Source organism: Cohnella sp. SGD-V74 (assembly GCF_003001675.1).
Lineage (GTDB): Bacteria > Bacillota > Bacilli > Paenibacillales > Paenibacillaceae > Cohnella.
Map to the genome: position 1 here is coordinate 516,527 of NZ_PVYW01000002.1, position 21,758 is coordinate 538,284.

Annotated in this window: 17 protein-coding genes and 1 pseudogene; 4 read left to right on the top strand and 14 right to left on the bottom strand. The window is 58.3% G+C overall.

What is annotated here, in order from left to right; genetic code table 11:
- Positions 1-115 precede the first annotated feature (115 nt).
- Positions 116-994, top strand: a complete 879-nt coding sequence (locus B0G52_RS04695; RefSeq protein WP_158223586.1) for an AraC family transcriptional regulator — start codon at positions 116-118, stop codon at positions 992-994.
- A gap of 59 nt (positions 995-1,053) precedes the next feature.
- Here B0G52_RS04695 and B0G52_RS04700 read toward each other — a convergent pair whose 3' ends face one another.
- Complete coding sequence (locus B0G52_RS04700) at positions 1,054-2,136, bottom strand: glycoside hydrolase family 172 protein (RefSeq protein WP_094042346.1); 1,083 nt, start codon at positions 2,134-2,136, stop codon at positions 1,054-1,056.
- A gap of 80 nt (positions 2,137-2,216) precedes the next feature.
- Positions 2,217-3,323 carry a glycoside hydrolase family 172 protein gene (locus B0G52_RS04705; RefSeq protein ID WP_198960592.1) on the bottom strand — a complete coding sequence of 369 codons (1,107 nt, stop codon included), beginning with the start codon at positions 3,321-3,323 and terminating at the stop codon, positions 2,217-2,219.
- A gap of 243 nt (positions 3,324-3,566) precedes the next feature.
- Between B0G52_RS04705 and B0G52_RS04710 the strand changes: the two genes are divergently transcribed.
- The gene (locus tag B0G52_RS04710) at positions 3,567-4,436 is read left to right on the top strand and encodes an AraC family transcriptional regulator (RefSeq protein ID WP_094042347.1); all 870 of its coding nucleotides are present in this window, start codon (positions 3,567-3,569) and stop codon (positions 4,434-4,436) included.
- A 181-nt stretch (positions 4,437-4,617) separates the two neighbouring features.
- Here B0G52_RS04710 and B0G52_RS04715 read toward each other — a convergent pair whose 3' ends face one another.
- The 6 genes from B0G52_RS04715 to B0G52_RS04740 all read right to left on the bottom strand — a co-directional run bounded on the left by B0G52_RS04715 (position 4,618) and on the right by B0G52_RS04740 (position 10,636).
- Positions 4,618-5,466 (bottom strand): Gfo/Idh/MocA family oxidoreductase, encoded by an 849-nt coding sequence (locus B0G52_RS04715; RefSeq protein ID WP_094042348.1) that lies wholly within the window; start codon positions 5,464-5,466, stop codon positions 4,618-4,620.
- Between the two features lie 15 nt (positions 5,467-5,481).
- On the bottom strand, positions 5,482-6,543 hold the full coding sequence (locus B0G52_RS04720; RefSeq protein ID WP_094042349.1) for a Gfo/Idh/MocA family protein: 1,062 nt from the start codon (positions 6,541-6,543) through the stop codon (positions 5,482-5,484).
- Between the two features lie 6 nt (positions 6,544-6,549).
- Positions 6,550-7,413, bottom strand: coding sequence for a carbohydrate ABC transporter permease (locus tag B0G52_RS04725; RefSeq protein WP_094042350.1), 864 nt, complete (start codon positions 7,411-7,413; stop codon positions 6,550-6,552).
- A gap of 1 nt (position 7,414) precedes the next feature.
- Positions 7,415-8,314 (bottom strand): carbohydrate ABC transporter permease, encoded by a 900-nt coding sequence (locus B0G52_RS04730; RefSeq protein ID WP_094042351.1) that lies wholly within the window; start codon positions 8,312-8,314, stop codon positions 7,415-7,417.
- A gap of 89 nt (positions 8,315-8,403) precedes the next feature.
- On the bottom strand, positions 8,404-9,744 hold the full coding sequence (locus B0G52_RS04735) for an ABC transporter substrate-binding protein (protein ID WP_094042352.1): 1,341 nt from the start codon (positions 9,742-9,744) through the stop codon (positions 8,404-8,406).
- A 181-nt stretch (positions 9,745-9,925) separates the two neighbouring features.
- Positions 9,926-10,636, bottom strand: coding sequence for an N-acetylmannosamine-6-phosphate 2-epimerase (locus tag B0G52_RS04740; RefSeq protein WP_094042353.1), 711 nt, complete (start codon positions 10,634-10,636; stop codon positions 9,926-9,928).
- 252 nt (positions 10,637-10,888) lie between these two features.
- On the opposite strand from B0G52_RS04740, the gene B0G52_RS04745 reads away from it, so the two are divergent.
- The gene (locus tag B0G52_RS04745) at positions 10,889-12,454 is read left to right on the top strand and encodes a DUF4127 family protein (RefSeq protein WP_094042354.1); all 1,566 of its coding nucleotides are present in this window, start codon (positions 10,889-10,891) and stop codon (positions 12,452-12,454) included.
- 64 nt (positions 12,455-12,518) lie between these two features.
- On the opposite strand, the gene B0G52_RS04750 is transcribed toward B0G52_RS04745, so the two are convergent.
- The 4 genes from B0G52_RS04750 to B0G52_RS04765 form a co-directional block, all read right to left on the bottom strand.
- The gene (locus B0G52_RS04750) at positions 12,519-13,466 is read right to left on the bottom strand and encodes an ROK family protein (RefSeq protein ID WP_094042355.1); all 948 of its coding nucleotides are present in this window, start codon (positions 13,464-13,466) and stop codon (positions 12,519-12,521) included.
- A gap of 309 nt (positions 13,467-13,775) precedes the next feature.
- Positions 13,776-14,645, bottom strand: coding sequence for a MurR/RpiR family transcriptional regulator (locus B0G52_RS04755; RefSeq protein WP_094042356.1), 870 nt, complete (start codon positions 14,643-14,645; stop codon positions 13,776-13,778).
- A 281-nt stretch (positions 14,646-14,926) separates the two neighbouring features.
- Positions 14,927-15,964 carry a Gfo/Idh/MocA family protein gene (locus B0G52_RS04760; RefSeq protein WP_094042357.1) on the bottom strand — a complete coding sequence of 346 codons (1,038 nt, stop codon included), beginning with the start codon at positions 15,962-15,964 and terminating at the stop codon, positions 14,927-14,929.
- A gap of 1 nt (position 15,965) precedes the next feature.
- A complete protein-coding gene (locus tag B0G52_RS04765) occupies positions 15,966-16,697 on the bottom strand; it encodes a ThuA domain-containing protein (protein WP_094042358.1) in 732 nt (243 codons plus the stop codon).
- 178 nt (positions 16,698-16,875) lie between these two features.
- On the opposite strand from B0G52_RS04765, the gene B0G52_RS04770 reads away from it, so the two are divergent.
- Positions 16,876-17,799: an AraC family transcriptional regulator gene (locus B0G52_RS04770; protein ID WP_094042359.1), complete on the top strand. Its 924-nt coding sequence runs from the start codon at positions 16,876-16,878 to the stop codon at positions 17,797-17,799.
- Between the two features lie 174 nt (positions 17,800-17,973).
- On the opposite strand, the pseudogene B0G52_RS04775 reads toward B0G52_RS04770, so the two are convergent.
- Both B0G52_RS04775 and B0G52_RS04780 read right to left on the bottom strand, forming a co-directional pair.
- Positions 17,974-18,120 (bottom strand): annotated as a pseudogene (locus B0G52_RS04775) (winged helix-turn-helix domain-containing protein); the annotation flags it as partial.
- Between the two features lie 709 nt (positions 18,121-18,829).
- Positions 18,830-21,724 (bottom strand): family 78 glycoside hydrolase catalytic domain, encoded by a 2,895-nt coding sequence (locus B0G52_RS04780; RefSeq protein ID WP_094042361.1) that lies wholly within the window; start codon positions 21,722-21,724, stop codon positions 18,830-18,832.
- Positions 21,725-21,758 lie beyond the last annotated feature (34 nt).

Sequence of the window (21,758 nt, forward strand, 5' to 3'; positions counted from 1 at the left end):
GTCCGTATTTTCATCATAGGATATCTACCACTCTACCCGAAACGGATACCACAAACAGCTGACAATGGCGACTTCCTATAGTACAATTTCTACATTCCTGATAAGGGGTGAGGCAATGCTCGCGCTCGAATTGAAGGTTCCGCCGTTCCCGCTGCTTGCCACGGTCGGCTACGTTCTCTGGCCATCCGGAGTCGTGCATGCCGAGCGAAATTTCGAGGCGTTCGATATGATCTTTTGCGTGAAGGGCACTTTGTTTATGGAGGAGAACGGGGTTAAGTACGATATTCGCCAAGACATGATGCTCGTGCTTGAACCGGGGAAAACGCATCGCGGCTTTCGCCCGACGGAGGAGGAAACCGAGGTGTACTGGATTCACTTTCAATATCCGATGCTCTCCGAGCCGATTTTGAAAGAAAAGAACGGTTGGCAGCAGCCGCTGCTGAAACCGACGAATCAGGACACCGCGCCTCCTCCGGCGATGATCGACGTTCCCAAATTCTCCTCCGTCGACATGCGCGCGATTTTGCCGCTCCTGCAAGAAATGCTGCGGCTGCATGACGTGCTGACCGCTTACGGCACTTTCGAATTGCATCTTTTGTTCGGCCAGGTACTGACGCAGCTCCAGACCGGAATGAGGAAGAGCAGTCCGCAAGCCCGCTCTTATTTTCTGGGAGAGAAGGTGGCCGCTTACCTGGCGAACCGCTTGGAGCTTCCTTTCGATTCGGTGGAGATGGAGAGCGCTCTGCACTACCATTTCGATTATTTGGCGCGGTGTTTGAAGCATTATTCTGGGATGAGTCCGTTGCAGTATCGGCATCGCCTGCAGATCGACCGCGCGAAGCGCCTGCTCACCCATTCGGAGCTGTCTTTGACCAAAATCCGCGAGCAATGCGGCTTCCAGGACAACAACTATTTTACGCGGCTGTTCAAGCGGCAAACTTCGTTTACTCCGGGAGAGTACCGGAGGCGATTCCAGGCGTTCCACGTGGATTAAACGGAACATCGCCGCAAAAAAAATGACGGGCAGCCAAAAAGCCGACCGTCATCCTTATTCTAGATCACTTCCCGCTCGTCGTTGCCCGGAAGCGCCGGGAATGGAGCGTGAGGCTCCGCCTGATACCAGAAGACGGTCGAGGCGATGTCGCTTTGCTGCGGCAGATAACGTCCGCCGGAACGCCAGCCGAGATCCTGGATCGTCACCTTGAGCTCCGATTCGAAACGAATCGGGTCCATGACGTGCCAGCGGTACATGCCGAAGCGCTGCTGGCTGCGATACAAGCCGTCGGGCTTGATGACCTGGTGCATGCCCAGATACGGGGTGGAGTAGGTGCCGTATTCTCCTTTGGGCTGCTCCCAGTTCCACGCGCCTCCGAAATAATCCTCCGTCCCCGTACCGCAGATCGTCGGAAAATCGCGATCCCCGTCCATGTAAAACTTGATTTCCCCTTCTCCCCACCAGCCCGTGTTGTTGACCTGCCACGCCAGATAGGTTCCGACGTAATGGCCTTTGCCCTGAATGCCGTCAACGAGCGTATGAACGTCCTTGTACGGTACGGGGTTGCTCCTGCGCCACTGAGCGTGAAAATACGCCGTATCGTCGGGAACGTCGGTCAGCGTATAGTCGATCTGATAATAGAGAACGGCTCGCTCCTCGGACTTGTTCTCGACGGTCAGCCGCGCCGTTTTCCGGAAGGGCATCAGCCAATAGCTGTTCATCCCTCCGGCCGGATTGACGGCGACGGGCAGGGAGTTCACGTTGCATCTTTCCTGCCAGCCGTTGCAGAACAGATCCCCGACCGGCACTTCCACGGAAGGCTGCTCCTCGTCGTCCCAATACATGCGCACGATCATATTGCGCCACAAGGAAGGAGTGCAAGTCAGCCAAATATGCTGAATGGCGCCCATCCCTTGAATATGCGCCATCTCGAAGGTCGTTCCCGGCTCGATCTCGACGGAAGGAGACACCTTCCAGCCAAGGCCGAGATCGCGGGCGCATCGCGCGCCGGTTCCTTCGGTCGCCATGCCTCCCTTGCCTTTCTCGCCCTTGAAGTTCTCCGCGCTGATCGACCTCGTTACCGCATTCGACAGCCGCGACAGGTTGCCCAATCCCATATCCAACCCGTTAAAACCGCTCATCCGATTTCTCTCCTTTTTCTCTCCTTGTATGCAGGTGTCGTTCATTCCCGCCTCGTACACGGTATCGTTGTTTACATTCGTTATCTCGGCCAGCGTCTCTCGACCGGCGGAAGTATCGGGAACGGGGCATGCGGCTCCGCCTGGTACCAGTAAGCCACAGAGGATACGTCGTCGGTCCGCTCGAACAGATCCCGGCTGTTATGGCCAATCTGCTGAATCGTGACTCTGAGCTCTTCCTCGAACCGGATCGGGTCCATCAGGTGCCAGCGGTACAGTCCGTGCATCGGAACGGCGTCTTCCCCGAACTGCTCGATACGCGTCTGATCCGTCTTGGAGTAGAAAGGATAGCCCAGATACGGTGTGTTATAAGGGACCTCCACGATTTTGCCGTCCCTCTTCTCGTAGAAGCACCACGCCCCGCCGAAGTAGTCTTCGGTTCCCGTACCGCAGATCGTCGGCCAATCCTCATCCCCGTCCATGTAAAATTTGATTTCGCCCTCTCCCCACCAGTACCGCTCCAACGCCGCCCAGGCCAAGTACGTGCCGACATATTGGCCCTTGCCCTTCACGTTGTCCAGAATCGTATAATCTTTCCCCTCCGTCGTCAGGTTCTCCCGTCTCCATTGCGCGTGGAAGTAGCCCGCCTCCTCGGGAAGCTGATCGACCAAAGTATAGTTGAATTGATAGAAAAATCCCCCGATATCGGCCGCATGCTGATTTTCCACGGTGATTTTGGCCTTTTGGCGGAACGGCATCGGAAAATAGCAATTCATGCCGCCCGTCGGATTGACGACGATCGGCAAGGAATTGACCAAGCTGCGGGCGCCGAAGCCGTTGCAGAAGAAATCGCCCAGCGGGACTTCCACGGACGGCGTCTCCTCGCCGTCCCAATACATGCGCAGCACGAGATCGCGCAGCACGAAATATCCCTTGTCGGTTCGGTCGGTTACCGTAATCCAGAAATGCTGGATGACTCCGGGGCCGTCCGTCTCCATCAGCGTGACCGTCGCTCCTTGCGGGAGCGTTATGCACGGGCGGCCCTTCCGCCCGACGCCAAGATGGCTGGCTTCCTTGCCTCCCGCTCCGACCTCTCCCCGCGGGTTTTCCGCACTGATTGAACGGGTTTTCCCGCTTGTCATAAGCGGCGCCGTCGATAATCCAAAGCCGAGTCCCTGGTTGTGCAGCATCCTGTACAGCCTCCTATTTGTCCAATTAGCGCCCCGGTCTGTACCTGCCTTCCCTTGCGAATCCCGTCCATTCAGGACACACGGAAGTAGCGAAACATTGCCCGGACCGCCCAAACCTTCTATAATCGATATAGCGCTTACAGCTGTTATTCTATAAGAGCTCTATGAAAATTTCTTTAGCGGAAAAAGCGATATATTTAACGTAAATTGCTCAGCTTGACAGGATGGAGGGAACGCAAGCCGATGAACTTGAACACGCTCTCCCCTTATATCCGCGTCGCTTGGGATTCTACTCTCTATCCCCCTGTCCATCTGTCGGAAAGAGTCATATTCGACTACGAGCTGTTGTTCATCAAGGAGGGGGAATGCGAGGTCGTCGTGGACGGGAATGCGTACCGGGGTATTCCGGGGGATCTGTTCCTGTTCAAGCCGAACCAGCCTCATTCGCTTCGCACGTTGGACGATCGACCGCTTCGGCAGCCGCATCTGCACTTCGACTTGTATTATCGCGACGACAGCCCGGAAGTCCCGGTGTCCTTCAAGCCCTATTCGCGGCTTAGCGAACAGGAGAAGCTGTGGCTGCGCCCGGACGACTTGCGGGACGCCGATCCGCCGTTGCCCAGTCATATTCGGCTGAACAAGCCGGAAGCGATCGAGCAATTGATGCAGGACATCATTTTCGAGTTCGACCGCAAATTCCCGTATTACGAGACGACGGCGAAAGGGTTGTTCATCCAGCTATGGGTGCATCTTATGCGGGAGATTCATTGGCAGCGCAATCCTCATCTGCTCTCCAACCGCGAACAGCTCGACCGGGTAAAAAGCTATCTGTCCCATCATCTGCACAGGGACGCGACGCTTGACGAGCTGGCCGAGTTGGCCAATATGAGCAAATTTTATTTGTGCCGGCTGTTCAAGAAAGCGTACGGCGTCACGCCGATTCAATATCATGTGTCCGTTCGTCTGGAGAAGGCCAAAGAAATGATCCGCTTCACCGACCTGTCGCTGACGCGCATCGCCGAGGAGCTCGGCTTCCAGAGCATACATGCGTTCAGCCGCGCTTTCCGCATGCGCGAAGGCGTGTCGCCTTCGGCCTACCGCAGGATGAGCTGAACGGGTTTCGCGCAGCCTTGAGTCTGATCCGCACTCGCGCCGCGTGCAGCGAGATAAGCCCGTGGTACGGCGCTAATGGCGAGCTCGGGCCCGGGGCCGGGCGGATAAGCGCATCGGGCAGGCTTAAGCGCAGCCAAAAAAAGCCGGACGGTTCTCCGCCGGCTTCTTGCCTATTGCGCCGCTACTTGGGCAGCTCCACCCATTCGAAAGGCCGCTCCGCAGCCTTCCGCCCGTATTCGATCAATTGAATGACCGCAATCGTCTCGGCCGGGTCCACCGAAGATACGCCCGTCCGGTAGAAGCGGACAAGATCCCGCACGAACGGCGCGAAGAAATCGGCCTCGGCCGCCGCCAGAGCGGACGATCCTTCCTCGTACTGGAACGCGAGCCGGAACGGGCTGTCCTGCAGCATGTGCATCGTCGCCTTGCGCCCGTCCAGGTAGTCGATCAGCAGCGCCGGCGTGCGGTCCGAGCCGATGAACATGATTCGGCGCGCGTCCGCTCCCATCAACGCCACGATCGGCTCAAGCTGATGGATCGCATAGTTGCCGAACAGACCCGACCCCTGGCTGCACAGCGTCTCGATCCTCCGCCCGCCCGAGCGCTCCAACTCGGCGGCATACTCCGGCGCATAGCGCAGCGCGGAGGAGGAGAAGACCGGCGTGCCGTGCGCCCGCGCCAAGTCGAACAAACGAACGGCGACCGCCCGATCCGGAGCGAACGTCTTGTCGACGAACGTCGGCTTGCCCGAGCGCAGCGGAAGGTCCGCCAGCCGCTCGTGCATCTCCGGATGATCAGGCGACAGCACGGCGATATAATCGCTGCGCTCGACGACTGCCTCGATCGAATCCAGCAGCTCGATCCCCATCTCCTCGCACCACTCCGCATTGCCGAGTCCGTTCGGCGCATCCGTCAACCCGTAGGCGTAAGCGACTTTCATTTCTCCGTCCGACGCTTTCTCGATCCATTCGGGCAGATGCCGGGCATGCCACTCGTCCAAATAATAATCGATAAAACCGATCTTTTTCATCCGAGCCGCCTCCGCTTAATCCAGAATCATTTCCTTGCGCTGCTCCGACGAATCGTAGATCGCCTGAATGATCCGGGAAGTCAGAATCGCCGCGTCGATATGGGACGGCAGCTTCTCTCCGGTGCGGATGCTGCGCAGGAAGGCGTCGATCTCGTTCTGGAACATGTCGCTCGTGCGGAACTTCGGCGTCGATTCGATCAGCGCCCCGTTGCTGGCCCCGTAGAGCTTGAAATCCTGGCCGTACTGAAGGCGGATACCCGCCTTATCGCCCAGAAAATCGATATACATCTCAGGAACTCCGATGTTCTGCGCCCAGGCTCCGTTCAGCGAGATCGTCGGTCCTTCCGTGCGGACGAGCGCCGTCACGAAGTCGTCGACGTCGTACGTTCCTTCCGGGTTCGGCGGACCGGCCCACATGTCCACATACGCGTAGTTGGCCAGATCCGCGCCCAGCTTGCTGTAAGCTTGGCCCGAGACGGTTCGCGGCAGAGGGTCGCCCAGACAGTACATGACGAGGTCGAGAAAATGGACGCCCCAATCGATCAGAGCCCCGCCCCCGGCGATCGCCTTCGTCGTGAACGGGCCGCCGAGCCCGGGAATGGAACGATGAGCGCGGAAGCTGACGTATACATGGTAGACTTCTCCAAGCTCGCCGGAGTCGATCATCCCCTTGATCACGTTAACGCCGTCGTTAAAGCGATTGACGACGCCGATGTTGAGCGCCTTGCCGCTCTCGCGCTGCGCCTGCTGCATCTCCAGCGCTTCCGCGTAGGTGCGGGCCGCCGGCTTCTCGCACAGCACGTGTTTGCCCGCGCGCAAGCAGGCGATGGACAGCGGCGCATGCAGATGGTTCGGCGTGCAGATCGACACCGCCTCCACCTCGGGATCTTCGAGAATGACGCGATAGTCCGTAATCGCCTGGCCGCAGCCGAATTCGCGAACGGCCGCTTCCGCGCGCTCCGGATTAATGTCGCATAAATATTTGATCTCGGCGTCGGGATTACCGCAATACGCCCGAATATGCTGACTGCTGGCGATCGCCCCGCAGCCGATTACCGCCACTTTGATTTTGCCCATGCACGGTCACCCCTTGATCCCGGTTAGCTTAATGCCTTCGATGAATTGCTTCTGCGCGAAGAAGAACAGCACGATGATCGGCAGCGTGAACATCGCCGAAGCCGCCATCAGCTTCTCCCACATAATATAGTGGGTCTGCATGAACGCATACAGCCCGAGCGAAAGCGTATAGTCCTTCTCATTGTTCAGATACAGCAGCGGGCCGAGGAAGTCCGACCAGGTCGCCAGAAACAGCAGGACGCCTACCGTCGCGATGATCGGCTTGCTGAGCGGCATCAGAATTTGCAGGTAGATGCGCAGCTCGGAAGCGCCGTCGATTTTGGCGGAATGGATGAGCGATACCGGCAGCGTCATGAAGAACTGCCGCAGCAAGAAGATGTAATACCCCGCCCCGGCGCTCAGAAACGCGGGCAGGATCAGCGGCATATACGAGCCGATCATGCCGAGCTTGCCCCAGATGATATACGTCGGAATCATCGTGACTTGATAAGGGAGCAGAAGCGTTCCGATGACAAGCGCGAAAATGACGTTCTTGCCTTTCCATTCGATATGCGAGCACGCGTAGGCGACCAGCGGAGCCGATATCAGCACTCCGATGACGCACATGATGGAGATGAAAAAGGTGTTCCAGGTCATGCCGAGAAAGTTGATCTCGCGGAAGACGTCGACGTAATTTTCCCAGCGCGGTTGCTTCGGGAAGAGCACCGGAGGATTGGCGTACAAATCCTTGTCGGACTTGATCGAAGTCAGCAGTAGCCACAGGATCGGCATGACGAACACGGCGCTGAACGCCGCAAGGAACAGATGGGGCACGAAGCGGCGAATGCCTTTGCCCGCGCCGCCGCCGAATGAACCGGTTGCCGAACTCATGTCAATCCCCCCCGTAAGTCACCCATCGGTTGGATGAGCGGAAGATCAGATAGGTCACGATGGACGTAATCAGGAACAGCACCCACGCCATCGCGCTGGCATGCCCCATCCGGAAGTCGACGAACGCTTCCCGGTAGAGCAGCACCGCGTAGAACAGAAGCGACTTCTCCGGTCCCGCCATCGTCTGGTTGGCGCCGGAATTCGTCATCGACGCCAGCATGAATGCCTGCGCGAAGTACTGGAAGTACGTGATCAATCCCATGATCAGCTGGAATAAAATGATCGGCGAAATGCTGGGCAGCGTAATGCTGAGAAACTTGCGTACTTTGCCCGCGCCGTCAATCTCCGCCGATTCGTACAAGCTTCTCGGCACGTCCTGCAGGGAAGCGAGGAAGATGATCATGATGCCGCCGGCTCCCCAGGCTCCCATCAGAATGAGCGAAGGCTTCGTCCAGACCGGATCGAGCAGCCAGTTCGGTCCCCGTATGCCGAGGTAGCCGAGCGCCGTATTGATAAGACCGCTTTTCGGATTAAGCACCCACATCCAGACGAGCGACGTCGCGATAGCCGGGACGATCGAAGGAATATAGTACAAGGTGCGGTAGATGGACTGGCCGCGAACCTTCATATTCAGCATTTGGGCGAGCAGCAGCCCAACGATCAGGCTGATCGGCGTAGCGAACAAGACCATGTAAAGCGTATTGGCGATGCTCTTCCAGACGTCCTTCTCCTGGAACACCCAACGGTAGTTGTCCAGTCCGACCCAGGAAGGAGACTTGAACATGTTGAAGTCCGTGAAGCTGTAGACGAGCGATGCGCCGATCGGATACAAGGTGAACGCAATAAAACCGATCAGGAACGGACTGGAGAACAGCAGTCCGGTAAGGGTCGCTCTTTTCATATCGGGTCACCTCCGTATCTTGGAGCGGATGGAGCTGTACAAGCGCAACAGCCGGGGGCCCGGATTCGGAACCCCCAACCGTTCGTGCGCTATTTCAGAAATTCCGCCAGCTTGCCTTCGAGCACGCTCATCGTTTCGTCCGGCGTTTTCTTCAAGTTGAACATCAGCTCAAGCTCTTCGCCCAACAGCTTGTCGAAGTCGCTGCGCTTGGCGAAATGCGGAATCGACTTCAGGTTCGGGCTTTCGGTCAGCGGCATAATCTGCTCCGAATCGACCATGTCCTTCATGGCCGGCTGCGCCATCGCGCTCTTCGTCGCCGGGATGTTGCCCATCAGCGACATGAATTTCGCCAGCGGCTCCGGCGAGTACAGGTACTTCATGAACTCCCAGGCTCCGTCAACGTTTTTGCTCGTCTTCGCGATGTAGAAGATGGAGCTGCTGACGAGTCCGCCGCCGGCCGTCTCCGGCTTGCCGTCCAGATAAGGCAGCGGGGCGATGCCGTAATCGACGTCGATGTTCATGTTCTTGATATGGGCGGACAGCCACGGTCCGTCGAAGCGGATCGCTTGCTTGCCCGTCAGGAACGGATCGGTCGGGTCCAGCCACTTGCCGGCCGCTTGCAGCTGGCGGATGTTGTCCACGCCAAATTGGGTATTGTAGTCGTAGATCATCTGCATGGCGGCCTTCGTGCTCTCGTTGTTGAACGTCAGCTCCTTGGCGCCCTCGCTCAAGTAGGCAGAGCCGAAGCCGTGAGCCAAGGCGTTGAACAGATAGGCCTCGGACGGATAAGATGGGAAGCCGATGACTTCGATAGAGCCGTCGCCGTTGACCTTCGTCGTCTTCAGGGCGACATCGTACAGCTCTTTGCTCGTTTTCGGCGGCTCGGAGTAGCCCGCGTCGGCAAGCAGCTTTTTATTGTAGTACATAATGGAGAAGTTCGCGTTCAGCGGCAGGGAATACAGCTTGTCGTCGAATCGGCCGGATTCCAAGGCGGCAGGGATGAAATCGGACACATCGTAGCCGTCTCTGGCGATCAGATCGTCGAGCGGCAGCGCGATGCCTTGCTGAGCGTACTGGGGAACGACCCAGTCGAAGGAGTCGGTCAAGTCGGGGCCGTTGCCCCCGGCGATGGCGACCTTGATCTTCTGCTCGTCGGGCACGGACAGCCCTTCTACCGTATATTTGTCCTGGCTGGCGTTGAAGTCTTGAATGATCTGTTCCAGCGCTTCGCCTTCGGCTCCGCCCCACAAATACCATACCGATACTTTCGATTTTTCCCCCGCGGGCTTGCCGGACTCGCTTGCGGATGAAGACGGAGAGGCGCTGCCTTTATTCCCGTTATCGCTGCCGCTGCACGCGGACAGCACACCCGCAACCATCATAACGACAACCAGAAGCAATGACGCTTTTCTACCTTGCTTTGCATTCATGCTTGTTCACCCTCGCTTTGAATGATAATTTTCTCTTGTCATCATTTCTCTTGCGAACTGCAGACCGCTTCCCCCCTCCACACCCCCTTCAATTAGTCAAAATAGCAAACATTATTTCTTTTTTCGATAAACAATAGGAGGAATTATCCGCCAATTGAGATTAAAGGAAGACAGCTTCCGGTTATTGCGCCAACTCCCGCTGCGACGCCGAACGGATCGCGCCCACGAATCTGCGGGTAATTTCCTGAGGACGGGTAATCGCCGTCCCGACGACAACGGCATGCGCACCGGCTTGCAGACAAGCCGTGCATTCCTCGATCGTCCAGATCTTCCCCTCTGCCAGCACCGGCACTTCGCGCAGCGCGGCCAACCGCCCGACCAGCTCGATATCGGGCTCATCCTGCTGCGGGCTGTGCGGGGTGTAACCCGACAGCGTAGTCGATACGAGATCGACGCCAAGCTTCATCGCCGCGACCCCTTCTTCGAAAGTGGATACGTCGGCCACGATCCGCACTTGCGGACATTCCTCGCGGATCGACGCGATCAATTCCGCCAGCGTCCGTCCGTCCGGTCTTGGCAGCGAAGTGGCGTCCAAGGCGACGAACTCCGCTCCCGCCTCCGCGATCTCCTTCACCTCGAGCATGGTCGGCGTGATGTACACGTCCGAATCGGGGTAATGCTTCTTGTACAGTCCGATAATCGGCAGCCCGCATGCCTGTTTAATCGCTTTCACGTCTTGCGGCGTGTTGGCCCGGATCGCTACCGCTCCTCCTTCCGCAGCCGCAACCGCCATGGCCGCCATATGCTCGGGACCGTACAACGGCTCGCCGTCCAGAGCTTGGCAGGAAACGATAAGCCCTCCCGCTATTTCTTCAATAAGGTTTCGAGTCATTCCATCACCTGTTATCCCTGAGTTTGCACCGATAGATTCGGATTCGCTATTGCACTGCGATGGCCTCATTATAACAGCAGCCTTTTCGAAATTAAAGATATTTTTTTTATTTTTAAATATAAAAGTGGATCTAACCTCCATTTTGTCGATTGCTGTGCTATAATGAACTTGCTCTGATTCCCAATAGAGGCGCACGTTCGCAAAGTCCGGCTCCGGCTTTCGGGAACTGCCGCCAATGAAGGAGATTCGTCCATGACTGCTATCGTTTATGTGCCTTTGGATGAAAGACCTTGCAATGCCGATTATCCGCTGCAAATCGCCGCCGCGACCGATCTGAACCTGATCGTGCCGCCCCGGGAGCTGCTCGGACGCAAGAAACAGCCCGCCGATACCGGACGGCTCGCCTCCTGGCTGACAGGGCAGGCCGCCGAGGCTGACGTGCTGATCGTATCGATCGACATGCTCGTCTACGGAGGCATCGTGCCGTCCCGGCTTCACCAGTGGAGCTTGGAGGAATGCTCCAGGCGGCTAAGCGCGCTGGAGGAATGCAAGCGCGTGAATCCAGAGCTGAAAATATACGCCTTCAACTTGATCATGAGGGCTCCGGCTTACAGCAGCAGCGAAGAAGAACCGGATTATTACGCCGATTACGGCGCGCAGCTGTCCCGCAGCGGCTGGCTTCGGGACAAGGAACGCCGCGACGGCTTGACCGACGAGGAGGCGCGCGAACTGGAGCGGATCTCCGCATCCTTGCCGGAAGAAGTATATGAAGATTTCACCCGCCGCCGGGCCACGAATGCGGAGGTCAACCGATTAAGCGTAGAGCTGGCGCGGGACGGCGCGATCGACTTCCTGATCATTCCGCTCGACGACAACGCCAAGTACGGCTACACGTCCGCGGAGCAGCGGAAGCTGCTGCTGACGATCGAGCGGGAAGGATTGCTTGACCGGGTGCACATGTATCCGGGAGCGGACGAGATCGGGTGCACGCTGTTCGCGCGCGTCTTATGCGAGCTGAAGGGCTATCGGCCCGAGGTGTTCATCCGCCACTCCGCGACGAACGGACCGTTCGTTATTCCGAAGTACGAGGATCGCAGCCTCGGAGAAAGCCTGAAATCCCATCTCACCGCGATGGGCGCGTTCATCGCCGACAACTCGCTCGAGGCCGACGTCGTGCTGATGATCAACTCGGCTCCGGTCGGCGCCTCTGACATGGCGGAGACGGACGGAGCTTACGGAGACCGCCATGCCGCCTACTTCTCCGAGGTCGGACTCCGGGAGTTCGCCCTGGCTATCCAGACTTACAGCGACAAGGGCAAGCTCGTCGCGCTGGCGGACGTCGCTGCCTGCAACGGCGGAGACGAGCCTCTATTGAAGCTGCTGTCTTCATCCGGCTTGCTCTCCCGCCTGTCGGCATACGCCGGCTGGAACACCTCGGGCAACTCGCTCGGCACCGTGATTTCCCATGCGATCGTGGAGTCGTATTACCGACGCCAAGGCTCCGCCGCGGACAGCGACTTCGAGCAGACCCGGGCGCTAAGCAGCAGACTGTTCTATGTATCCCGGCTGCTGGAGGACTGGGGATACCAAGCCGTCATTCGTACCGATATCGTAAAAAACCGTCTGGCGGAAATGGGCGGCGGCTACTTCCGCATCGCGCATATCCAGGACGAGGTAACGGCGCTTATTCACGAACGGCTGGAGCAATTTCTGGCGCAGCATGCGGCAGGTCTTGTTCCCGGCGAGGTAAGGGTGACGGAAGTCGCGCTGCCCTGGAATCGGATGTTCGAGGTCTCCTTCCGATTGGAAATCGCGTAAGACAAAGCCCCGCGAGAGCAGTACGGCCGAACGTGCCGCACCGCTCCCGCGGGGCTTTTCCTCTCTATTGTCCGTCGCTGTACAGCCAGACTTGCGCCGCCGCTCCGATTACTCCGGCATCATTGCCTACGTAGGCGGGCAGCAGCCGGTAAGCGGACCTGACGCTGGGCGAAGTTCGGACGCGCACCTCCCGGTCCAACGCCTCCAGGAAGGAAGGCCCCGTCTCCGAGACGCCCCCTCCGACGATGACCGCCTGCGGGTTGCACATGTGGATGTAACCGGCGATCGCCGCGGCCAGGGCGCGGATCGCAACGTCCATCACTCGAGCGGCTTGCGGATCGCCTCGAAGCCACGCCTGCGCAATCTCGCGAGAATCCGGCCGCCAAACCGGCGGCTCCGCGGATTCGGCGATCAGCTCGCGTCCGAGCCGGGCAATGCCCGAGCCGGAGGCGTACAGCTCGACGCACCCGTTGTTGCCGCAATTGTCGCAGCGCGGCCCGTTAAAGTCGACGGACACATGCCCCAGCTCTCCGGCGCAGCCTTGCGCTCCCCGCACGATTCGACCGGCTTCGACGATCGCGCCGCCGATTCCCGTTCCGAGCGCGACGCACAGGAAGCTGTCGAGCCCGCGGCCCGCACCGTATAGCTGCTCCGCGACGGCCACGACGTTCACGTCGTTGTCCACGTAGGCCGGCAAGCCGAACCGCTCTTCCACGCGCGACTTGATCGACGTGCCGGTCCAGCCCGGGAGCTGATCTCCGGCAAAGGCAACCGTACCCGACGCAAAATCGATCTGCCCGGCGCTGCCTATGCCGATACCGGCGATGCCGGCGTCTCCGGGCAGCCGGCTCAGCGTCAGCTCGACTCCCGTCAGCACCTTCTCCATCACCTGGCCAGGACCCAGATGCGCTTCGGTTGGCACCAGGTGACGGCAGATCACGCACCCTTCCCGGTCGACCGCGGCAACCTGGATTTTCGTTCCTCCGATATCCGCACCAATCGCGTATTCCATGCTCTCCCTCCATTTTGCCGGAAATATCTTTTTATATAGTTAATTATAGAGGATATAATCTCCAATTCAAGACAAAGTTTACCGGTGCTCGGCTCTATTGGCGCTATCGGCCAGGGCGTGTATGCATACTCCGAAGATAGCAGATGTTGCCGAATGTTCGTTCCATGCAAGGAACTTTTGTGAAGGCGTACCGGGGGTACGTCAAGCAAAAGTGACGCAGCAGGGGGTGATAGATGCCCCTGAGCGGGTTTGCATACACGCCCTAGCGCCACCGCTTATTTTTCCTCCAATAGCCCCGACAAAAGGGGATCAGTACAGCTTGTCCACGACCGACAAAGCCGTCTTGTCCAGCGCCTTGCTCGCTCCCTGCGCCTTAAGCGTCAACAGCGTCGTCAAAATATTGAGCAGATGAATCTGCGTGAACTTCGTCGACAGCGCCCCGCCTTCCGTCGGCATCTCCCGGGACGGAACGAGCAGCACCGTATCGGCGTAGGCGGCGATCGGAGAACGCAGATGGCTTGTCAGACAGATGACGACGGCTCCGTTCTTCTTGGCCTGCTTGACCGGATCGACCAAATCCCGGGTGCTGCCCGAAGTGGATATGCCGAATACGAGATCGCCGGGCTTCACGAGCGAAGCCGACATTGCGATGATGTGGGCGTCCCGATGGGCCTCGACGTTAAAGCCGGTGCGCATGAGCCGGTAATGCAAATCCAGCGCCGTGATGCCGGACGAACCGACTCCGTACACGTAGATTTTATTCGCGGCCAGCATCTGGTCGACCGCGATTCGGAGACTGTCCGCGCTGAGCAGGTCCAACGTGTTCTTCAGCATCATCTCGTGGTTCATCGTTACTTTGCGGGCGACGGTCATCAAGTCGTCATCTTCGCCGATTACCGCGCTGCTCAGCGATGACGGGCGATCCACCAGATCCTGCGCGACCGACAGCTTGAATTCATGGTACCCGCGAAATCCGAGCTTGCGGCAAAACCGGATGACCGACGTCTCGCCGACGCCCGCCTGCTCCGCCAAATCGGTTACGGTGGCCAGCACCGCTTCCTCCGGATTGGCGGTAACAGCGTCCGCCACCTTCTTCTCGGCTTTCGTGAGCGACGAATAGATGCTCGAAATCATGAGCAGCGTATTCGACTGACTCAGCTTGCTTCCTACTCTTGCCAACGTCAATCACCCGCTTTTTGTTACTTTTTTGTAGTTCAAGCATAGTGGATATAGCATCTGTTGACAAGATCGAATTGGGAGATTTATTTTTCCTCATTGTGAATGGCGGAGAATTTCTCCACAAATCCCCGCATCTTCGGCTAGGTAAGCCCGCGGGACGGACTTACCCGGTGAGGCTGCGGAACGGGGATGCGTTTTGCCGGAGACGATTCAGATATGAAAAAAGCGCATCCGATACGTCTGACTTCAGACACGTTCGGATGCGCTTCGCTGTATTGCGTTTACAGCACGATCTCGCGCCCGCGCTCGGCGGACTCGTAAATCGCGGACAAAATCTTGATCATGTCGACGCCGTGCTCCGGCGTGATGATCGGCTGCTCCCGGCCGAGCACGCATTCGACGAAATGCCGGATGTTGGCCGTATGCTGCGGTACGGGCGCCGCCGTAAACAGAGGCTGCTGGTTGATCAGCGCGCCTTCGTTCTCCGTGAACAGGCTCAGCTTGTCGTTGATCAGGCTGAAGCCGCCTTCGGTGCCTCTCCATTCGAGGAATTTCTTCTCCTCCTCGATGTTGGACGCCCAACTGAACTCGATCTGCAGCGACGCGCCGTTATCGAAGCGGATAAATCCTGCCGCCAAATCCTCGACGTCGAACGTGCCTTGCGGAATGTTGCCCGACGCGTCTGGACGGTCCGCGAACTTGCGATACGTCGAGCCGGATACGGTGACCGGCTTCGGATTGCCCGCCAGCCACATCGCCATGTCGATCATATGAACGCCGAGATCGATCAGCGGGCCGCCGCCGGACAGCTCCTTCGTCGTAAACCATCCGCCGCGTCCCGGAATGCCCCGACGGCGAATCCAACCGCAGCGTCCCGTGTACAGTTCGCCCAATTGCCCTTTCTCGATAATGCGCTTGGCGAACTTCGCTTCTTCGCTGAAGCGGTTGTTGCGCATCGTCATCAGCAGCTTGCCGGATTCACGAGCCGCGTCCGCCATCTTCTGCGCTTCGTCCGGATTGATCGCGTCCGGCTTCTCGCAGAAAACGTGCTTGCCCTTGCGCAGAGCGGCGATGGCAATCTCAGAGTGATACAGATTCGGCGTGCTGATGCCGATAATGTCGATCGACGGGTCCGCGATCAGCTCGCGATAGTCGTCGTATACTTTCGTTCCGGGAAAATCTTTGGCCGTCGCTTCGGCGGACGCCTTAAACGCGTCGCAGAAGGCGACGATCTCCACTTCGTCGTGCGACAGCCAGCCCGGCAGATGCGCATGCTTGAATATGCCGCCTGTGCCGACGACTCCTACTTTTAACGTCATCTTAGTGCTTCTCCTTGATCGTCTCTAATGGCTGCGCGTTGCCGTACTTCGGATAATCGCGATCGACCGGCGCCGCCCATTTGACCGCATTGGAGATGACTTTGCGGACTTGCGGGTTATAATAAGTCGGATACGTCTCGTGGCCCGGACGGAAGTAGAAGATTTTGCCCATACCGCGTGTATAGCAGCAGCCGCTGCGGAACACTTCTCCGCCTTCGAACCAGCTCACCAAGACGAGCTCGTCCGGCTGCGGGATGTCGAAGTGCTCGCCGTACATCTCTTCTGCCGGAAGCTCGATGTATTCGCCGATTCCGTCAACGATCGGATGACCCGGGTTCACGACCCAGATGCGTTCCTTCTCGTCGGCTTCGCGCCATTTCAGATCGCAGGACGTACCCATCAATTTTTTGAAAATTTTCGAGAAATGGCCGGAGTGAAGCACGATCAACCCCATGCCGCGAAGCACGCGCTGGTGCACTCTGTTCACGATCTCGTCCTGAACTTCGTCGTGCGCCATATGGCCCCACCAAATCAGCACGTCGGTGTTGTTCAGCACTTCTTCCGTCAAGCCGTGCTCCGGATCGTCCAGCGTGGCCACCGTTACTTTCCCCGAAATGTCCAAGCCTTCGGCGATTGCCGTATGCATGCCTTGCGGATAGACGGATGCGACTTTTTCGTTCGTTTTTTCATGGCGATGCTCGTTCCAAACTGTAACGTTGATTGTTTGGCTCATAACCGGACTCTCCCTTATCGTTGTTTTCCTTCTCATTGTAGTTGAAGGTCGATTGCGTATCGATTGCCTATTCGGTTTATTTCTTCCGGTATTCTGTCATACTCTATAGGATTGCACACAACTGTGCTAAACTATTCTTACGCAATCCTGTCTTAATTCGACATCGAGGAGTTCCGATATGTATCCTGAAATGCGGCACGAGCAAGTCGTGTATCAAAATCCTTTTCTGGCCATGCGGATCTGGCAGATTGATTCGGAAACGACGACGACCGAGGAATTGATGAGAAGAGCGGAACAGAACTGGCGGCAGAAAAATTACTACGGCTGGCACTATCACGAGGAAGTGGAGTTTCTTCTGGTTCTCGAAGGAGGGATTACCGCTTACTGCCGGGAGGAGCAGATCGTGCTCGGCCCGGGCGATATCGCCTTATTCGGCTCGTCGGAGCCGCATACGACGATGCAGACCCAGCCGGGGCGGACGAAGCAGATCGTCTTCCAGATCGACCTGCGCAAATACTGGGATCTCAGCACGCTGAACAGCATGCAGCATTTCTCCGAAGTGATCCGTCCGCTTAGCTCGCTTAACTATATTTATAAGGAAAATACGGAAGTTCGCCAGCGGACCGCCGAGCTGATCGTCGAGATTTTCCGGGAAATGAACGACGGCAGTCTCGGCTACGAGCTTGCCGTGTCGTCGCGAATCAAAAATATTCTGCTCCTGCTCCTCCGCAACGATACCCGGCAGCAGCTCAATTATAACGACAATCTTCTGCTGGGCCGATTGCAGCCCGCCGTCGACTACGTGGAGAACAATCTGGACGGCAAGCTGTCGGTCTCCGAGATCAGCGCACGGCTCAACATGAGCTACACCCATTTCATCAAGACATTCAAAAAAGCCGTCGGCATGTCGTTCACCGACTTCGTCGTGCTGAAGCGGATCAAGAAAGCAGAACAGCAGCTGCTCACGAGCGACGTCAGCATCGCCGAGGTGGCCGAATCGGTCGGCATCTCCAACCTCGGCCACTTCTACGACATGTTCCGCCGCCTTAACGGCTGCTCTCCCAAGCAGTTCAGGGATCGGCTTCGAGAGACGGTTCGTTAAGCAAAGATTAAAGAACGTCTCGACGAGGCGTTCAAAAGATAAATACATCTCGAAAATGAGAACGCACCGCTTGCTTTTAGCAAGGCGTGCGTTTTTTTCATTTAATCATGGGAGACAAGCAGTCGATCTACCGGGTAGGCGCGCTTGCTTACCAGCAATAGACACGACAAACAATCAAATCCGAAACCGATAACCCGCTCCCCAGATCGTCTCGATGTATTGCGGATTGGACGGGTCGTGTTCGACCTTCTCGCGCAGCTTGCGAATGTGCACCGTGACGGTGGCGATCTCTCCCATCGCGTCCATGCCCCAAATCTGATCGAGCTTCTAAACTGCGGGTAAGCAGGCAAGTCGGTTCGGAGAGGAAGGCAAGTTGGCGAAAAAGCGAAACGTCGGGGCGTTGCTCGACGAGGGGGGAGGAATCGGAGAGTGAATGGTGCGGCGAATCGCAATAAGAGGCCGCCCCCTAGGGGACGGCCTAGTAGAGCGCCCCCGAAGTAACGTAACCAAGATGTTGAAGAATCTAGGCTGACTCAGTCTTGCTGAGTCGGGTTGGAGCGACGAAAGGGCCGGTAGAGTAGCTGGAACCGTGCTGAGTCGGGTTGGAGCGGCGAATGAGCTGGTAGAGTAGCTGCAAACGTGCTGAGTCGGGTTGGAGCGGCGAATGAACTGGTAGAGTAGCTGCAGCCGCGCTGAGTCGGGTTGGAGCGACGAAAGGGCCGGTAGAGTAGCTGCAACCGTGCTGAGTCGGGTTGGAGCGACGAAAGGGCCGGTAGAGTAGCTGCAACCGTGCTGAGTCGGGTTGGAGCGACAAAAGGGCCGGTAGAGTAGCTGCAACCGTGCTGAGTCGGGTTGGAGCGGCGAATGAGCTGGTAGAGTAGCTGCAACCGTGCTGAGTCGGGTTGGAGCATCGAATGGGACGTCAGAGTCGCTGCAACCGCGCTGAGTCGGGTTGGAGAGTAAGATTGCATCGGCTTCGAGCGCAATCGCATTTTACTTCTGGAATGCTCTACTAGCCATTCAGAGCTGTTCAGTTCAAGCGTTCCAGCTTCGTTTCCTTGATCTCGCCCGAGAAGCCTTCCGGCAGCTTGATCTGCACGGTTACGTCGGCCGGATACGAGACGTTAAGCTGCATCGTCTTCGCCGCTTCGTCCGCCGTCCAGCTTACGTCGATCCGGCCGCCTGCAGGATGCGGCACGCTGCCGCGCGCCCACGTCAGTCCGCACGGAGCCGGGGCGATCTCGACCTCGGTCCATCCCGGCGCGAGGCTGCGAACGCCGAGCGTCTCGCGGCCGAGGAAATAAGCCGGCGCGGACGACCACGCATGGCAATGGCTGCGCGTCAGCTCGTCCGGGTTGGCGCGGTTCTCGGCGAAGTTCGGATACTGCTCCCAACAGGTCGTCGCGCCGTGGCGAATCATGTTGCCGTAATTTTTGCGAATGTCGTCCAGAATGACAGCCGCGCCGCCTACCTTGGCCAGCGCCTCGTAGTAGAAGAACGACATGAACGGGCTGCCAATCTGCACGAAATCGATTGGCGAGGCAAACAGGTAAGCATCCATGATCCGCTTGCGCTCTCCCTCGGCGACGCCGGTCAGCGAAGCGACGACCTGCGTCTGCATGCTGAGAACGCTCGAACGGCGGCCGTCCGCGTGGATGCAGTCGATGTACGCTTGCTTCTCCTCGTTCCACAGGTGCTCGTTGATCGCGGCCGCCAACCGTTCGGAGGCTTCGCGGAATCGGGTCGCGCCGTCCGCGTCTCCGGTCAATTCGCCCATCTCGGCGGCCACTCGCAGCGTTTGCGCCAGGAACAGGTTTTGATGCGTCACAACGCCCTCGTTCGGCTGATCGATCGGCGACCAGTCGAGCAAGTTCCAGCCTTTGACGTTAAACAGGCCGTTGCCGTCGATTTTCTGCAAATAATGCTCCAGCGTGAACCGAATGTGCGCGTACATCTCGACGGCGAACGCCCGGTCCCCCGTCTGGTCGTAGTATTCCTTGCAGGCGATCGCCCAGAAAAACGTCCAGTTCGGGATAACGCTGCTCCAGCCGCTCGGCACCTGGTCGACGTACAGCGGAGACTGATCCTTCGAGCCGGGCACGAGGCGAAGGCAGCGCTTCAGCATGTCCTGCACTCCGTACAGATAGTTGCTGACGAGCGCTTCGTTGCGGCTGTCGCCGACCCAGAACGTCTGCTCGTAGGCCGGGCAATCGACGAACGTATCCTCCATGCACAGCTTCGTCGTATGCCGGCTGATCTCCCAAATGTCGTTCAGCAGCGGGTCGGAGCATTCGAACCGGCCGATCTCGGCGACCGGGTAATTGCTTTGCGAGAACGCAACGCCGTAGATCTTCACCGGAGCTCCCGTCCCGCGCACGTTAAGCGCCAAATACCGCAAACCCCGGCGAACCGGCGTAGCGTACGTCTGTCTGCCCGACTTGGCGACGTACCGGATCGTATTGTCGAGCCCGTACGTCTGCTGGCGGTAGTCGCCGGACATGTACTCGAAGCCGTACCAATCCAGCACCGTCCCCGCTTCCGCCTCGATCTCGAACGACAGGTAGCCGGAATACTCTTTGCCCAGATCGATCAGCACCTCGGTGTCGAAGCCGTCGAACACGGGCACGACGCCCGCTTCTCCGTTCGGGATGACCGCGTTCTGAAGTTGTGCCGGAACAGCCAGCTTCACGTTCTCCTTCCGCCAGACGCTCAGGCCGAAGACGTCCGCTTCGGATACGTATTTCAGCGGAATCGGCTTCGCTACATCGGTATAGCGTCCCAGGTCCGTCGCTCCCTTTACGTCGCCAAGCACGGACTTATAGGCCTCGTCTTCCCAATTTATTTCGCGCGACGGCTTGTGATCGTAGTTGACCGAGGTGTCGTACGGACCGATCGCAAGGAACGGCGATTCCGCTTCACCCTCACCGGGATAGGCAAAGCTGAGCTCGATCGGATCGTCGGCGTAGACGCCGATGTTCAGTTTGCCATGATGCACCCGCACCGTGGAAATATCGATCAGCAGCAGGTTATCCCCCTCGCTCAGTTCGACGTCGACGTATCTTTCCGGCATGATGCCGTAGAAGCGCTCCGCCTCAACATGCTCACCGTTCCAGGAAAAGCGCCTCAGACACTCTCCCCAAGCGAGGAAGCCGAGCGCTGCGCGACCCGCCTTGCTGGCACGAACCGTCGTCGCCACGTAACCGGTGAATTGCACAATATCCGCATGCTCCTCGCTGCCCGGCGACATGACGGCGCGAACGTCGACGACGGTCGACAGCTTAAACGTGCGTACCTTGGCCAGCGACTCGACGCGTACCGGGTAAACGGTTTCTTCCGTCAGCAGCGGAATGTCGCGAGGCTTCATCGACGTCCACGGGGCCATGCCGACCTCGCCCAGCTCGACGGAACCCGCCCAGCCCGAATCGTCGTACCCGGGGTTCATCCAGTCGCCTTCCCAGTCCCTCGCGTCCACGTATTCGGCGAACGCCTGCTGGCACGACATGCGCGGCGATCTCGGATGCTGGCCTTGGTGAATCGACGTCAGCCAAGAGGCGTCGGTCTTCAAGCCGACTTCGCCGAAGCCGTAATCGAGCTGGGCCAGCAGCCCGCCCCGCCCCCGCAAATAGTAGAACGTCGACACGCCGAAATGCAGCACGAGCGCCGCGATCGTATTCGGCTCCCCTGCCCGCAGCAGATGTCCGACCTCGTATGTATCGTAAGATTGCTCGAACGGCCACGACCGCACCGGCCCCCGTCCGACCTGCGTTCCGTTGACGTACAGCACATATCTCGAATCCGCGGAAATCCGCAAGGATGCCGACTCCGCGCCTGCGGCCGGAACGTCGAACGTCCTGCGGAAGCACCTCCATTCGTTGCGCGGGCTTTCCTCGCCGTCTCCCCATATCCACAAAGCTTGCCAGCTCATGCTCCCACACCTTTCATCGATAGTCGTTCCTCTC

Coding starts and splice junctions, on each gene's coding strand:
- B0G52_RS04735 (WP_094042352.1), bottom strand. CDS start 9,744: ATGAATGCAAAGCAAGGTAGAAAAGCGTCATTGCTTCTGGTTGTCGTT.
- B0G52_RS04720 (WP_094042349.1), bottom strand. CDS start 6,543: ATGGGCAAAATCAAAGTGGCGGTAATCGGCTGCGGGGCGATCGCCAGC.
- B0G52_RS04705 (WP_198960592.1), bottom strand. CDS start 3,323: ATGCTGCACAACCAGGGACTCGGCTTTGGATTATCGACGGCGCCGCTT.
- B0G52_RS04715 (WP_094042348.1), bottom strand. CDS start 5,466: ATGAAAAAGATCGGTTTTATCGATTATTATTTGGACGAGTGGCATGCC.
- B0G52_RS04695 (WP_158223586.1), top strand. CDS start 116: ATGCTCGCGCTCGAATTGAAGGTTCCGCCGTTCCCGCTGCTTGCCACG.
- B0G52_RS04765 (WP_094042358.1), bottom strand. CDS start 16,697: ATGAGCCAAACAATCAACGTTACAGTTTGGAACGAGCATCGCCATGAA.
- B0G52_RS04780 (WP_094042361.1), bottom strand. CDS start 21,724: ATGAGCTGGCAAGCTTTGTGGATATGGGGAGACGGCGAGGAAAGCCCG.
- B0G52_RS04745 (WP_094042354.1), top strand. CDS start 10,889: ATGACTGCTATCGTTTATGTGCCTTTGGATGAAAGACCTTGCAATGCC.
- B0G52_RS04730 (WP_094042351.1), bottom strand. CDS start 8,314: ATGAAAAGAGCGACCCTTACCGGACTGCTGTTCTCCAGTCCGTTCCTG.
- B0G52_RS04725 (WP_094042350.1), bottom strand. CDS start 7,413: ATGAGTTCGGCAACCGGTTCATTCGGCGGCGGCGCGGGCAAAGGCATT.
- B0G52_RS04770 (WP_094042359.1), top strand. CDS start 16,876: ATGTATCCTGAAATGCGGCACGAGCAAGTCGTGTATCAAAATCCTTTT.
- B0G52_RS04710 (WP_094042347.1), top strand. CDS start 3,567: ATGAACTTGAACACGCTCTCCCCTTATATCCGCGTCGCTTGGGATTCT.
- B0G52_RS04750 (WP_094042355.1), bottom strand. CDS start 13,466: ATGGAATACGCGATTGGTGCGGATATCGGAGGAACGAAAATCCAGGTT.
- B0G52_RS04700 (WP_094042346.1), bottom strand. CDS start 2,136: ATGAGCGGTTTTAACGGGTTGGATATGGGATTGGGCAACCTGTCGCGG.
- B0G52_RS04760 (WP_094042357.1), bottom strand. CDS start 15,964: ATGACGTTAAAAGTAGGAGTCGTCGGCACAGGCGGCATATTCAAGCAT.
- B0G52_RS04740 (WP_094042353.1), bottom strand. CDS start 10,636: ATGACTCGAAACCTTATTGAAGAAATAGCGGGAGGGCTTATCGTTTCC.